The sequence below is a fragment of the Roseomonas sp. KE2513 genome, from assembly GCF_016107305.1.
Taxonomy (GTDB): domain Bacteria; phylum Pseudomonadota; class Alphaproteobacteria; order Acetobacterales; family Acetobacteraceae; genus Roseomonas.
Map to the genome: position 1 here is coordinate 31842 of NZ_RCVR01000015.1, position 13795 is coordinate 45636.

Sequence of the window (13795 nt, forward strand, 5' to 3'; positions counted from 1 at the left end):
CACCGCATGGCTCAGGACTTCTACAGACCGGTATCAATCCAGCCGCACGTTGTTCGCGCGGATCAACGCCGTGTAGGTCTCCGTCTCCTGATCCAGCCAGCGGCGGAAGGGATCCGGCCCCTCCGTGCGCGGCTCGCCGCCGAGGTCCTTCAGGCGCGCGGCGACGGCGGGCTGCGCCAGGGCCGCGGCCAGTTCCGCGTGCAGGCGCTCCAACAGGGGGCGCGGCGTGGCGCCCTGGGCCATGACGCCCTGCCAGGTTCCGGCGTCGACGGCGGGCCAGCCCACCTCGCGGAAGGTCGGCACATCCGGCAGCGCGGCCAGGCGGTGGGCGCCGGTCACAGCCACGGCGCGCAGCTGGTTGCTGGTGGCATAAGCCTGGGCCTGGGTGGCACCCGCGATGGTCAGGTCCGCCTCGCCCGAGACGACGGCGGTGAGCGCGGGGGCGCCGCCGCGATAGGGCACATGCGTCATCTCCCGCCCCCAGGCATCGGCGAGCTGGATGAGCGTAAGATGCGAGGAGGTGCCGACGCCCGAATTGCCCGCGTTCAGCGGCCGGGGCGACGATTTGACGAAGGCGGCCAGCCCCGCCGCGTCGCGCACCGGCAGCTTGTTGGCGACCCCGAGGATATAGGGCGCGTAGATGAGCATCGTGACCGGCGCGAGGTCCTTCGTGTTGTCGAAGGGCAGCCGGGGGAAGAGCGCCGGGTTGGTCGCGATGGTCGTCACGTCCATCAGAAGCAGCGTGTGACCATCGGGCGGGCTCTTCGCGACCACGTCCGCGCCGATGTTGCCGCCCGCACCGGCGCGGTTCTCGACCACGACGTTCTGGCCGAGCGTGCGCGTCAGCTCGGGCGCGACCAGCCGGGCGAGGATGTCGCTCGTGCCACCCGGCGGGTTCGGGACGATGAGGCGGATCGTATGGTCGAAACCCTGGGCGCGGAGGGCGGGCGCGGCGAGGGGCGTCAGCGCGATGGCGACACCCCCTCGCACGAGCTGGCGGCGGTTCATCCTGGGCGTTCCCTTCATCTCTCTTCTCGGCACCTTCGCCATGCGGCGCGGCGCGCGGGAAGCTTGAAGGGGGATCAAGGGCGACGCAAACGGAAGGCGCGTCTGGAGGGGCCGGCTCAGCCGCCCGGCGCGAGCTCCGCGCGCAACTCGTCGATCACGCGCAGCGTCCCATCGCGGCGCTCGATATGCCAGAAGGTCCAGCCGTTGCAGGAGGGCGCCTCCTGCACCGCGGCCCCCACCTGATGGATGCTGCCCGCCACGCGACCGCAGCGGAGCGTGGCGTCCACGCCCACCTCCGCCTGCCAGCGGCGGTGACGGTCCCACAGCTTCGTGCCGGGCGGCACCAGCCCGCGCTCGACCAGCGCGCCGAAGGGGATGCGCGGCTGCTCGCGCTTGGCCGGAAGCGCAAGCGCCACGCTCTCGGAGAGCGGCTCAATCGTTGCCAGCCGCGCCTCGGCCGCGTCCGCGTAGCCGGGGTCGCGCTCCAGCCCGATGTAGCGCCGGCCGAGACGCTTCGCGACCGCGGCCGTCGTGCCGGTGCCGAGGAAGGGGTCGAGCACCACCTCGCCCGGCGCTGTGCAGGAGAGGATCACGCGGTGCAGCAGCGCCTCGGGCTTCTGCGTCGGGTGCAGCTTCGCGCCGTCGGCGCCGCGCAGCCGCTCGTTGCCGGTGCAGAGTGGGATGAGCCAGTCGCTCCGCATCTGCTTGTCGTCGTTCATCGACTTCATGGCGGCATAGTTGAAGCGATAGCGGCTCTCCTCCCCGCGTGCGGCCCAGATGAGGGTCTCGTGCGCGTTGGTGAAGCGGCGGCCGCGGAAGTTCGGCATGGGGTTGGATTTCCGCCACACCACGTCGTTCAGGATCCAGAAGCCGAGATCCTGCAGCGCGACGCCGAGGCGAAAGACGTTGTGGTAGGACCCCATCACCCAGATCGTGCCGTCCCGCCGCAGCACGCGGCGGCACTCGGTCAGCCACTCGCGCGTGAACCGGTCGTAGGTGGCGAGATCGTCGAAGCGGTCCCAGGCATCGTCCACGCCGTCCACCAGGCTGTCGTCGGGGCGGCGCAGCTCGGTCTTGAGCTGGAGGTTGTAGGGAGGGTCGGCGAAGATCGCGTGGACCGAGGCGGGCGGCAGGCGGCGCAGGCTCTCGATGCAGTCGCCGCGGATCACGCTGTCCAGCGGCAGGTCAAGCCCCGTTCCCACGCGCGCCAAGTCCCCCGCTTCATGAACCGGGGCCCCATCCGCCGGCGCGGCGCGGCGCCCCCGCGTCGCGTCGGGCCCAGCCCCGGGCCCACCATGCCCATGCGGGAGTCGCCGCGTCAAGAAAGTGCCAGAACGGCTTGATCGACGGGGCTGAATCCGCGCCGGTGGTGCGGGCTCGGGCCGAGCCGCGCCAAGGCCTCCCGATGGGCCGCCGTGGGGTAGCCCGCGTGGCGCGCGAAGCCGTAGCCGGGCCAGCGGGCGTCGAGCCGCGTCATCGCCCGGTCCCGCACCACCTTCGCCATGATCGAGGCCGCGGCGATGGAGAGCGAAAGCCCGTCGCCGCCGACCACGCAGCGCACGGCGCAGGGTAGCGGAGGCGGCGCGTTGCCATCCACAAGGGCCAGCGCCGGCCGGACCGCGAGGCGGCGGATCGCGCGCGCCATGGCGAGGTGGGTGGCGCGCAGGATATTCAGCCGGCCGATCTCGGCGGCGCTGGCGGCGCCGAGGCCGATCAGCGCTACGCCCTCGGCCGCCGCCTCCATCAACGCGGCGTGGGCGGCCTCGCGTCGGCGGGCGTCCAGCCGCTTGCTGTCGTCCAGCAGGGTGGCGAGGGCGGCGGGCGGCGCCACGGGGAAGAGGACCGCGGCGGCCAGGACCGGGCCGGCCAAGGGGCCGCGTCCGGCCTCGTCCACGCCCGCGACCGTGCCGCCATGGGCTGCTTCCAGGGAGAAATCCGGCCCGGCCACCGTTCGACGCGCCATCTAGAGGAGCAGGCCCCCGTCCACCGTCAGCGTCTGCCCCGTGACCATGGCGCCGGCGCAGCCGAGGAAGAGAATTGCCTCCGCGATGTCCTCGGGCGTGCAACGGCGGCCCATCGGTGCCGCGGCGATGGACTGCGCGCGCTGCTCTTCGGTCCACTCGATCTGCCAGGGGCTATCCACGGCACCGGGGGCCACGGCGTTCACGCGGATTTCCGGACCGAGCCCGCGGGCGAGATGCTTCGTCAGCGCGATCACCCCGGCCTTGCTCGCGGCATAGGCCATGGATGAGCCGCGCCCCGAGAGGCCGGCGACGGAGGCAAGGTTCACCACCGCCCCGCGGGACGCCCGCAGCGCCGGCACGGCGGCGCGCGTCACGCGGAACAGGCCAACGAGGTTCGTGTCCAGCACCGCATCCCACAGGCTGTCGGTGATGTCGTCCAGCGCGTGGCCGGGGATGGTGCGGGTGACGCCCGGCGTGCCCGCGTTGTTGACGAGCAGGTCCAGACGGCCGAGGGCGGCGACGGCAGCCTCCACCATCCCCGCCTCCTCCCCGCCGCCGATGGCGCCGGGAGCCTCGACCACCGTGGCGCCGGTCTCCCGGATCGCCCGCGCTACCTCGGGCCCGCGTGGATCGCCGGGCAGGAAGTTGAGCGCGACCGCGCAGCCATTGGCCGCCAGTTCCCGCGCGGTGGCGAGGCCGATACCGGAGGCAGCGCCGGTCACCAGGGCGGCACGGCCGGTGAGGTCGTAACGGGGCATGGGGGCTCCTGTCAGCGCCGACAGATTCGCGCGGGACGGCGGCGGAGGGAAGGGCGAAGCTTCAAGAGGCGGAAGAGCCCGGCCCCGCCGTTACCCCTCACCCCGGTCAGAGCCCGCGCGTGAGAAGCTCGTCGCCCGGCCCGAGGATCGCGCCGGCCCCGCCGCGAAGCGTAGCCGCGGCCGCCGCGTCCCCGCGCAGCACCGCGTCGAGGAAGGTGACGGAGAGCGCGGCGGCGCGGGCGTGATAGGTGGCGTCGGCGTAGCGGCCTCCGGCTTCCTGCTCGTCCGCGAAACTGGCATGGGCGGCGCCGCGCAGCACGGCCAGGGCACCGGGATTGGTGGAGCCCTCAAAGGGCGCCCGGCGGGCGGGGGCGCGGATGCCCTCGATAAAGCCGTGATCCTCGGTGCCGGTCACGTGCAGCAGCGGGGCGGCGATACCCGCATAGGCCAGGCGCGGCGGCAGGCCGATAGCGGGGATGGGCGAGAGCGCGATCCCGGCCTTCAGGCGCGAATCGGGCAGGCCGAGGCCGCGGTCCCCGCCCGGCAGCCGCTCGCCCAGCATGTGCTGCACGGTCCAGGCACCGTAGGAGTGACCGGCGATGGCCAGCCGCGAGGGATCGGCGCGTTCGGGAGGGTTTGAGAGGGCGTATTTCACGTCCAGCAGCCGGTTCAGCGCGGCCTGCACGTCGAGCGCCCCAGCGACGAGGCCCGGCGCATTGGCGCCGCGCCAAAGGCTGTCGTCCGAGCCGATGTGCTGGAGGTGGATGGCGAGGTAGCCCGCCTCGGCCAGGGCGCGGCCGAGATAGCCGAGGCCCTCCCGCGAGCCGCCGAGCCCGTGGGAGAGGATGACTGCCGGCGCCGGGCCAGTGCCGGCGGGCGCGCGGATCAGCACGGGGATGTCGCGCGCGCGGGCGGCGTCGCGCCAGATGGTGCGGGTTTCGGTGATGCGGGCCTCCGCCGGCTTTTGGTTCGCCGAGGGGATGGCCGCGCAGCCCGGCGCGGCAAGGAAGGGCAGCAGGGCGGGCGCCGCGAGTAGCGCCCGGCGTCTCAGAGCGGGATGTCGTAGGTCCGCCACGGCGTCAGCTTCGCGACCCGGTCGTAGACGGCGCGGGCGCGGGCATTGCTCTCGGCGGTGATCCAACGAATGACGCTCCAGCCGCGCCTGCGGCCTTCCTCGGCGATGGCTTCGATCAGCGCGTCGGCCACGCGCCGTCCATCCATCTGGGGGCCCCGCATCTGGGGATCGACGAAGAGATCGTCCAGGTAGCCGCCCGTGCTGGCCGAGAGCGGACGGGCGAAGGGGCGGAAATGGGCGAGGCCGACGGCGCGGCCCGCCTCGTCCTCCGCCACCAAGCCGCAGGACTCATGGTCGGGGTCGTGCAGCCAGGACCAGACGCGGTCGCGCATCTCGGGCGTCTGCGTCACGCCGTAGAACTCGGCATAGCCGGCATAGAGCCGGTCCCAGTCGGCGCGGTGCCGCGCCTCCACGGGGACGATGCGGAATCCGGTCACGGGGCGTCCTTCAGGCTGAAGTCGAGGCGCCCCGCGGCGTGCAGGGCCAGGAGCAGCGAGGCAGTGTGCATGGACTGGGCGATCAGCCCCTCCCCCAGGCCCGCCAGCACGCGCGACAGCGGCCAGAGCTCCACCGTGATGTCCTCCCCCACCTCGTGCGCGGTCGGGTGGGTTGCGGTGGCGCCGAGGGCGAGCACGGAATGGGCGCGGTTGCGATGCGTGGCCGTGTTCGGGCTCAGCCCGCCGAGATGGCGGTAGGTGGGCGCGGTGTAGCCGGTTTCCTCCCGAAGCTCCCGCGCGGCGGCGGCGGCGGGGTCCGCATCGGCCCCGTCGATGGCGCCGGCCGGCAGCTCCAGCGTCCAGGCGCGGGCGCCGTGCCGGTACTGGCGCACCAGCACCAGCTCATCCGCCGGCGTGATGGCGACGACGTGCACCCAGTCCGGGTAGGAGAGGGTGTAGAAGGGATCGAGCACGTTGCCGCGCGCATCCCGCACCGCGTCCGCGGTTACGTCGATCCAGCGGTCGCGCAGCGCCGTGCGGGAGGAGAGGACCTCCCAGGGCTTGGGATCGGCCGTCACTCCGCCGCGACCTTCGGGCTCTCCGCATAGGCTTCGAGCGGCGCGCAGGTGCAGGCGAGATTGCGGTCACCATAGACGTTGTCCACGCGCTTGACGGGCGGCCAGTACTTGTTCGCGGCCACCCAGGGCAGCGGGAAGGCGGCCCCTTCGCGCGTGTAGGGGTGGGGCCAGCTCTCGGCCATGACCTCGGCGGCGGTGTGCGGCGCGTTCTTCAGCGGGTTGTCGGCGCGGTCCGCGCGGCCCGTCTCCACCGCACGGATCTCCTCACGGATGGCGATCATGGCGTCGCAGAAGCGGTCCAGCTCCTCCTGCGGCTCGCTCTCAGTGGGCTCCACCATCAGCGTGCCGGCGACGGGCCAGGACATGGTGGGGGCGTGGAAGCCGTAGTCCTGCAACCGCTTGGCGATATCCTCCACCATCACGCCGCCGCCCTGCTGGAAGCCGCGGCAGTCGAGGATGCACTCGTGCGCCACCATGCCCTGGCTGCCGCGGTAGAGCACGGGATAGTGCCCCTCCAGTCGCCGCGCCACGTAGTTGGCGGACAGGATCGCGACCTCGGTGGCGCGCGTCAGCCCGGCGGCGCCCATCATCCGGATATAGGCGTAGGAGATCGGCAGGATGCTCGCGCTGCCGAAGGGCGCGGCGGAGACGGGGCCGAAGCCCGCCGCCGGGCCCGCCTCGGCCAGCATCGGGTGGTTGGGCAGGTAGGGCGCGAGATGCGCCGCGACGCCGATCGGGCCGACGCCCGGCCCGCCACCGCCATGCGGGATGCAGAAGGTCTTGTGCAGGTTGAGGTGGCACACGTCCGCGCCGATGGCGGCCGGGCTGGTGAGGCCGAGCTGCGCGTTCATGTTCGCGCCGTCCATGTAGACCTGCCCGCCCGCGGCGTGGACGGCCTCGCAAATGTCGCGGATGCCCTCCTCGAAGACGCCGTGGGTGCTGGGATAGGTGACCATCAGCGCGGCCAGCTTCGCGGCGTGCTGGTCGATTTTCGCGCGGAGGTCGCCGAGATCGACATTGCCCTCGCGATCGCAGCCCACCACCACTACGCGCATCCCGGCCATGGCGGCGGAGGCCGGGTTGGTGCCGTGCGCAGAGGAGGGGATGAGGCAGATGTCGCGATGCGCATCCCCGCGCGCGGCGTGGAAGGCGCGGATGGTCAGCAGGCCTGCGTACTCGCCCTGGCTGCCCGCGTTCGGCTGAAGCGAGACGGCGGCGAAGCCGGTGCAGGCGCAGAGCCAGGCCTCCAGCCGCCGGATCATCTCGATGTAGCCGCGCGCCTGGTCCGCCGGCGCGAAGGGGTGGATGTCGGAGAAGCCGGGAAAGGTGACGGGGATCATCTCCGCCGTCGCGTTCAGCTTCATCGTGCAGGAACCCAGCGGAATCATGCTGCGGTTCAGCGCGACGTCCTTGTCCTCGAGGCGCTTGAGGTAGCGCAGCATCGCGTGCTCGGAGCGGTGCGTGTTGAAGACGGTGGCGGCGAGAAAGGGCGAGCGGCGCGCGAGGCCGGCCGGCAGGCGCTCGGGCGCGGAGAGCTCGCCCAGCCCGGCGCGCTCATGGCCGCCCACCTCGCACAGCACGGCGCAGAGGGCGACGAGATCCTGCCGCGTCACCGTTTCGTCGAACGCCAGCGCGACGCAGCCGGCATTCACGCGACGCAGGTTGAAGCCCGCCTTCAGCGCCGCCTCCACCAGCGCATCGGCCTTGTCGCCCGCCTCGATCGCGACGGTGTCGAAGAAGGCTTCATGGCGCAGCGCGAAGCCGGCGCGCAGGGCGGCATCGGCCAGCAGGCTCGCCAGGAGATGCGTCCGGCGGGCAATGCGGACCAGCCCCTCCGGCCCGTGCCACACGGCGTACATGCCGGCCATGACCGCGAGCAGCACCTGAGCTGTGCAGATGTTGCTCGTCGCCTTCTCGCGGCGGATGTGCTGCTCGCGGGTCTGCAGCGCGAGGCGCATGGCGGGCCGCCCGGCGGCATCGACGGAGACGCCCACCAGACGGCCCGGCATCAGCCGCTTCAGCGCGTCCTTCACCGCGATATAGGCGGCATGCGGGCCGCCATAACCCATCGGCACGCCGAAGCGCTGCGTGCTGCCGACCACCACGTCCGCCCCCATCTCGCCGGGCGGCGTGAGGATCGTCAGCGCCAGGATGTCGGCCGCCACGATCGCCAGCGCGCCCGCGGACTGGGCAGCGGCGATGGCGGGGGCGAGGTCGCGCACCTCGCCGGTGGTGCCGGGATAGGAGAGCACCACGGCGAAGGGCTTCAGCGCGGCATAGGCCCCCGCGTCATCGGTCACCTCCACCGTGAGGCCGAGCGGCGCCGCGCGCGTGCGCAGCACGGCGATCGTCTGCGGGTGCAGGTCAGGCGCGACGACGAGGGTAGAGGACTTCCCCTTGTGCGCGGCATGCGCCAGCGCCATCGCCTCGGCCGCCGCCGTCGCCTCGTCCAGCAGCGAGGCATTGGCGACCGGCAGGCCCGTCAGGTCGCAGACCATCGTCTGGAAATTCAGCAGCGCTTCCAGCCGCCCCTGGGCGAGTTCCGCCTGATAGGGGGTGTAGGCCGTGTACCAGCCGGGGTTCTCGAGCACGTTGCGCAGGATGACCGGCGGCGTGTGGGTGCCGTGATAGCCGCAGCCGATGAGGGACCTCACGCGCGTGTTCCGCTCGGACAGCGCGCGCAGCTCGGCGATAGCCTCCGCCTCTCCCACTGGGGGCGGCAGCGCGTCCAGGTGGCTGTCACGGATGCCCTCGGGCACGGTGCGGACGGCCAGCGCCTCGAGGCTCTCCGCCCCCACGACGCGCAGCATGGCCGCGATCTGCTTCTCGGAAGGGCCGATGTGCCGGGTGGCGAAGGCGCCAGGGTCCTCCAGCGCCGCGAGTTGGTCGAGCGCGCTCAATTCCCGGCCTCCGCGTGCTTCGCGTAGGCGTCGGCGTCCATCAGCTTGTCCGCGTCCGCCGCGTCGCGCGGGGTGATGGTGAAGAACCAGCCCTCCCCCATCGGGTCGCGGTTCACCAGGGCGGGGTCGTCCACCAGGGCGGCGTTCACCGCGGCGATCGTGCCGGCGACGGGCGCGTAGATGTCGGAGGCGGCCTTCACGCTCTCCACCACCGCCACGGCCTCCCCGGCCTCCACTTCCCGGCCCGGCTCGGGCAGGTCCACGAAGACGACGTCGCCCAGCGCGTCCTGCGCGTGGGTGGAGATGCCCACCACGGCCAGGCCGTCATCCAGGCGCACCCATTCGTGGCTCTCGGCGAAGCGGGTCTGGCTCACGGGGCAACTCCTTGAAGGATGGGGGTGCGCTTGTAGCGGTGGGGAACGAAGGGGGTGGGCGCGACGCGGGCGGGGATGGCCCGGCCGCGCACCATCAGTTCAAGCGCCGTGCCATCCTCGGCCGCGGCGCGGGCGACGTAGCCCATGGCGACGGGCACCCCGAGCGAGGGGCCGAAGCCGCCGCTGGTCACCTCGCCGACGGTAATGCCACCCTGGGCGATTGGCGTATGGGCGCGGGCGGGCTGGCGGCCGTCCGGCACGATGCCGACGCGAAGGCGCTTCGGCCCGCTGTCCAGTTCCTCGCGCACGCGCTCGGCGCCCGGAAAGTCCCAGGCGAGGCGCCGGCGCTTGCCGATGCTGAAGGTGAGCGCAGCCTCCACCGGGGAGGTCGTTTCGTCGATGTCCTGGCCGTAGAGGGGCAGCCCGGCCTCCAGCCGCAGGCTGTCCCGCGCGCCGAGCCCGGCCGGCGCGGCGCCCGCGGCCAGCAGGGCGCGCGCCACCGTCTCCGCGCCCTCGGCGGGGATGCCGATCTCGAAGCCGTCCTCTCCGGTGTAGCCGGAACGGGTGACCAGGGCGGGGATGCCGGCGACGGAGGTTTCCAGCACCCCCATAAAGGGCATGGCGGCCACCCCTTCGGCCAGCCCCGCAAGGATCGACTCCGCCCCCGGCCCCTGGAGGGCCAGCAGCGCGCGGTCTGGCCGCGGCACCAGCGCGACGCCCGCCGGCAGGGCCGCGCCGATGGCCTCGAGGTCCACGGCCTTGCGGGAGGCGTTCAGCACAAGGAACAGCCGGTCGCCGAGATTGGCGACCATGAAGTCGTCCACGATCCCACCGAACCTGTTCATCAGCAGGGCGTAGCGCTGGCGGCCGGGACGGAGCGCCGCGACCTCGGCGGGCGTCACGCGCTCCAGCGCGGCCGCGGCGCCCTCGCCCCGCAGTTCCGCCTGACCCATGTGGGAGACGTCGAACAGCGCGGCCGAGGAACGGCAGGCAAGGTGTTCCGCCATGATGCCGGCCGCGTACTGCACGGGCATGGCATATCCCGCGAAGCCGACCATGCGCCCGCCCAATTCGCGGTGCAGGCCGGCCAGCGGCGTTTCGAGCAAGCTTTCCGTCTCGGCCACAAATCCCCCAGAGCCGCGGATGCGGCCGGTTCAGATCGTGGCCCCCCTCTGTCCCGAGACCTGAGAGATTCGGGCGGGGGTGAACCCGGCCCTTACTCCGTCGGTGCCGCGGCCTTTCGGCCACGGGCTTTCCAGAGGCCCCTTCCCCGCGCGGTCCTTCTGCCTGAGCGTTTCCGGGGGCCGGTTGCGCCTTCGGCGGGGGGCGGGCTGGGCCGGCCCCCTCTCTCCCGCGCGGAATCAGCGGGTGGAGGACTCGTGCCCGAATGCGGCGCCCGGCGCAACCTCCGCCGGCAGGCGCCCTTACCGGACGCCGCGGCGCCGGTTGGCCGCCAGCTGCTCCGGGGTGAGCTGGAAGCCGATCAGCACAACCTTCTCCGCCGCCCGGCGGACATCGCCGGGGATGCGGACCAGCATCTCCTCGCCGCGGGCGAGGGTCCGGCGCTCGCTGCCGTTGAAGGAGACGCGGAGGGTGTCGGTGCCGCTGTTCAGCACCCGGCCCTCGCTCTCGTCCGTCACGCCGACGACATAGGGCAGGTCGAAGGTGGTACCCGTGGCGGCGGGGCCGCGCTCGGCGGTCAGCTCGACCTGCACGGTCACGTCCAGCCCGGCGTCGCGCGGGGCGTAGTCGCAGCGCGCCCCGAAGCCGGTCATGCGCGCATCCACTTCCATCGCCGCGAGGTCGGGCCGCGCCCCCTGGCGGTAGCGGGTCAGGTCCACGGCCTCGGCGATGAGGGCCACGCGCGGGCAGGGCGCCTGGGGCCGCTGGGTGAGCACGCTGCCCCTGCCGCCGCAGCCGGCGAGGAGAGGCAGGGCCAGAAGGGCCAGCGCGGCGGGGCGGGCGAATCGGGTCACGCGGGAGGCACTCCTGGCCCAGAGGGCAACGGCAGGACGACGCCCCAGGGCATCGCCTGGGAGAATTGCGGCGGCCGCGCGGCTCGCGCCCTGGGCGGCGGGCCCCTGGGCGGCTAGCATAGAACGCGCCCACGGTCCGGCCGGGGGCTGTTCGCGCCGGCGCCGAAGGACCAAGTCGCACGCCATGGATCAGACCGCAAACCCCCGCCCGACGGGCCTCCAGACCCCGACGAAGCCCCCCCTGACGGTGCTGCTCGCCGGCCCGCGCGGCTTCTGCGCCGGGGTGGACCGCGCCATCAAGATCGTGGAGCTGGCGATCGAGCGCTACGGCACCCCCGTCTATGTCCGCCACGAGATCGTCCACAACCGCTTCGTGGTGGAGGGCCTGCAGGCCAAGGGCGCCGTCTTCGTAGAGGAGCTGGACGAGATCCCGGACGACGGGCAGCCCGTCATCTTCTCCGCCCACGGCGTGCCGCGCTCCGTGCCCGCCGCGGCCGATGCGCGGAGGATGCTCTACCTCGATGCCACCTGCCCGCTGGTGAGCAAGGTCCACCGCGAGGCCGAGCGCCACTTCGCGGGCGGCAGCCACATCCTCCTCATCGGCCATGCCGGCCACCCGGAGGTGGTCGGCACCATGGGGCAGCTTCCGCCTGGCGCCGTGACGCTGGTGGAGGACGCCGAGCAGGCCGCGACCGTGCAGCCGCCGCCCGGTCCGCTGGCCTATGCGACCCAGACCACGCTCTCGGTCGACGACACGGCCGAGGTGCTGGACGTGCTGCGCCGCCGCTTCCCGGACCTCTCGGCGCCCGTCAAGGAGGACATCTGCTACGCCACCACCAACCGTCAGGCGGCGGTGAAGGCGATCGCGGAGCGTTGCGAGCTGATCGTCGTGGTGGGCGCCGCCAATTCCTCCAACTCCGTGCGCCTGCGCGAGGTGGCGGAGCGCGCCGGCTGCCCGCGCGCCGTGCTGGTGCCGCGCGGCCGGGACTTCGACCCGGCGCTGGCCGACGGCCTCCGCACCATCGGGATCTCGGCGGGCGCCAGCGCGCCGGAGGTGCTCGTGGAGGAGGTGGTGGCCCGCCTGCGCGAGCGCTTCGACGTGACGATTGAGGATGTGACGGTCGCGGAGGAGAAGATCATCTTCAACCTTCCCCGCCCCCTCCGTACCCCGCGCACCGCCACGGTGGAGTAGCGGGCGGCTCTTGCCGCTCTGCCCGGGCTGATGCATGGACCCCCGCGCAGAGGGGGTGCCCGGGAGATCTGATGGCCGTCTATACCGAGGTGTCCGACGAGGCGCTGCGCGCCTTTCTCTCCGGCTACGACCTGGGCGATCTCGTAGCCTTCCGCGGCATCGCGGAGGGCGTCGAGAACAGCAACTACGGTCTCAAGACCACCGGCGGCGACTTCATCCTTACCCTCTACGAGCGGCGCGTGGACCCGGCGGAGCTTCCCTGGTTCCTCGGGCTGATGCGCCACCTCGCCGCGCGTGGCTTGGCCTGTCCGCAGCCCGTCGCCGGCACCGACGGCGAGGCGCTGCGCGAGCTGGCGGGGCGCCCGGCGGCCATCTGCACCTTTCTGCCCGGCGTCTGGCCGCGCCGCCCCTCGGTTGCCCATTGCGGCCCGCTGGGAGAGGCGCTGGCCGCCCTGCACGCGGCAGGCGAGGGCTTCGCGGCCGAGCGGGCGAACTCCCTCGGCCCTCATGGTTGGGCGCCGTTGCTGGAGCGCTGCCGCCCCAATGGCGACACGGTGCAGCCAGGCCTTTGCGCCGAGTTGGACGGGCAGCTGGCCGCCATCCTTCAGGATTGGCCCCAGAACCTGCCACGCGGGCACATCCACGCGGACCTCTTCCCCGACAACGTCTTCTTCCTCGATGGCCCGGACCGGCGGCCACGGGTCTCGGGGCTGATCGACTTCTACTTCGCCTGCACGGACATCCTCGCCTACGACGTGGCGATCTGCCTCAATGCCTGGTGCTTCGAGCCAGACCTCGCCTTCAACGTGACGAAGGCGCGGGCCCTGCTGGCCGGCTACAACCGCGTCCGGCCTCTTTCGGCGAAGGAAATGGCCGCTCTGCCCGTGCTCCTCCGCGGTGCCGCTATGCGCTTCCTGCTCACCCGGCTCTATGACTGGGCCAACACACCCGCGGGCGCGATGGTCACCCGCAAGGACCCGATTGAATACCTGCGCCGCCTGCGCTTCTTCGCCGCGGCCAAGGAGGTCTCCGCCTATGGCATCTGACACCGTGGAGAGCGGAACCCTGGCGGTGGAGATCTGGACGGATGGCGGCTGCAAGCCGAACCCTGGCCCGGGCGGCTGGTCAGCGATCCTGCGCTTCGGGACGATCGAGAAGGAGCTCTCGGGCTACGATCCCGCCACAACGAACAACCGCATGGAGCTGACCGCCGCCGCCTCGGCGCTCGAGGCGCTGAAGAAGCCCTGCCGCGTGGTCCTGCACACGGACAGCGAGTACGTCCGCAACGGCGTGACCCGCTGGGTCCATGGCTGGGTGCGCAACAACTGGCGCAACGCGGCGAAGGAGCCGGTGGCGAATTACGAGCTGTGGCAGCGCCTGCTGGCCGCCGCCAAGCCGCACCAGGTGGAGTGGCGCTGGGTGCGCGGCCACGCGGGGGACGTGATGAACGAGCGGGCGGACAAGCTCGCCACCGCGGCGCGGCTCAGCCTCGGGCGATAGACGCGCCACCACCGGCCGCCCGCCGCGTTCTCT

General features: G+C 72.7%; 14 protein-coding genes and 2 riboswitches. Of the genes, 3 read left to right on the forward strand and 11 right to left on the reverse strand.

From position 1 onward, the window contains the following. Nucleotides 1-33: 33 nt before the first annotated feature. The 11 genes from D9599_RS16180 to D9599_RS16230 form a co-directional block, all read right to left on the reverse strand. Nucleotides 34-1008, reverse strand: coding sequence for a tripartite tricarboxylate transporter substrate binding protein (locus D9599_RS16180; protein WP_198382315.1), 975 nt, complete (start codon nucleotides 1006-1008; stop codon nucleotides 34-36). Between the two features lie 116 nt (nucleotides 1009-1124). Continuing rightward, on the reverse strand, nucleotides 1125-2210 hold the full coding sequence (locus tag D9599_RS16185) for a site-specific DNA-methyltransferase (protein WP_043836692.1): 1086 nt from the start codon (nucleotides 2208-2210) through the stop codon (nucleotides 1125-1127). A gap of 116 nt (nucleotides 2211-2326) precedes the next feature. Then, the gene (locus D9599_RS16190) at nucleotides 2327-2971 is read right to left on the reverse strand and encodes a ribonuclease HII (protein WP_198382316.1); all 645 of its coding nucleotides are present in this window, start codon (nucleotides 2969-2971) and stop codon (nucleotides 2327-2329) included. Next, the gene (locus tag D9599_RS16195) at nucleotides 2972-3730 is read right to left on the reverse strand and encodes an SDR family NAD(P)-dependent oxidoreductase (protein ID WP_198382317.1); all 759 of its coding nucleotides are present in this window, start codon (nucleotides 3728-3730) and stop codon (nucleotides 2972-2974) included. Between the two features lie 106 nt (nucleotides 3731-3836). Beyond that, nucleotides 3837-4805 (reverse strand): acetylhydrolase, encoded by a 969-nt coding sequence (locus tag D9599_RS16200; RefSeq protein ID WP_198382318.1) that lies wholly within the window; start codon nucleotides 4803-4805, stop codon nucleotides 3837-3839. Next, complete coding sequence (locus D9599_RS16205) at nucleotides 4778-5242, reverse strand: GNAT family N-acetyltransferase (protein ID WP_198382319.1); 465 nt, start codon at nucleotides 5240-5242, stop codon at nucleotides 4778-4780. The genes D9599_RS16200 and D9599_RS16205 overlap by 28 nt, the downstream gene beginning before the upstream one ends. Next, a complete protein-coding gene (locus D9599_RS16210) occupies nucleotides 5239-5820 on the reverse strand; it encodes an NUDIX hydrolase (RefSeq protein WP_198382320.1) in 582 nt (193 codons plus the stop codon). Before D9599_RS16210 ends, D9599_RS16205 begins: the two co-directional genes overlap by 4 nt. Next, complete coding sequence (gene gcvP, locus D9599_RS16215; protein WP_198382321.1) at nucleotides 5817-8720, reverse strand: aminomethyl-transferring glycine dehydrogenase; 2904 nt, start codon at nucleotides 8718-8720, stop codon at nucleotides 5817-5819. The genes D9599_RS16210 and gcvP overlap by 4 nt, the downstream gene beginning before the upstream one ends. After that, a complete protein-coding gene (gcvH, locus tag D9599_RS16220; protein WP_198382322.1) occupies nucleotides 8717-9094 on the reverse strand; it encodes a glycine cleavage system protein GcvH in 378 nt (125 codons plus the stop codon). The genes gcvP and gcvH overlap by 4 nt, the downstream gene beginning before the upstream one ends. Next, nucleotides 9091-10200, reverse strand: coding sequence for a glycine cleavage system aminomethyltransferase GcvT (gene gcvT, locus D9599_RS16225; RefSeq protein WP_232480578.1), 1110 nt, complete (start codon nucleotides 10198-10200; stop codon nucleotides 9091-9093). Before gcvT ends, gcvH begins: the two co-directional genes overlap by 4 nt. 63 nt (nucleotides 10201-10263) lie before the next feature. Beyond that, a riboswitch (glycine riboswitch) is annotated at nucleotides 10264-10356 on the reverse strand. Nucleotides 10357-10359: 3 nt separating this feature from the next. After that, nucleotides 10360-10458, reverse strand: a riboswitch (glycine riboswitch). A gap of 60 nt (nucleotides 10459-10518) precedes the next feature. After that, on the reverse strand, nucleotides 10519-11070 hold the full coding sequence (locus tag D9599_RS16230; protein ID WP_198382324.1) for a hypothetical protein: 552 nt from the start codon (nucleotides 11068-11070) through the stop codon (nucleotides 10519-10521). Nucleotides 11071-11254: 184 nt separating this feature from the next. Here D9599_RS16230 and ispH point away from each other — a divergent pair, with 184 nt between their 5' ends. The 3 genes from ispH (at nucleotide 11255) to rnhA (ending at nucleotide 13762) form a co-directional block, all read left to right on the forward strand. Further along, the gene (gene ispH, locus D9599_RS16235) at nucleotides 11255-12262 is read left to right on the forward strand and encodes a 4-hydroxy-3-methylbut-2-enyl diphosphate reductase (protein ID WP_198382325.1); all 1008 of its coding nucleotides are present in this window, start codon (nucleotides 11255-11257) and stop codon (nucleotides 12260-12262) included. 71 nt (nucleotides 12263-12333) lie between these two features. Further along, a complete protein-coding gene (locus D9599_RS16240) occupies nucleotides 12334-13308 on the forward strand; it encodes a homoserine kinase (protein WP_198382326.1) in 975 nt (324 codons plus the stop codon). Next, nucleotides 13298-13762: a ribonuclease HI gene (gene rnhA, locus D9599_RS16245; protein WP_043836625.1), complete on the forward strand. Its 465-nt coding sequence runs from the start codon at nucleotides 13298-13300 to the stop codon at nucleotides 13760-13762. The genes D9599_RS16240 and rnhA overlap by 11 nt, the downstream gene beginning before the upstream one ends. Nucleotides 13763-13795: the final 33 nt, after the last annotated feature.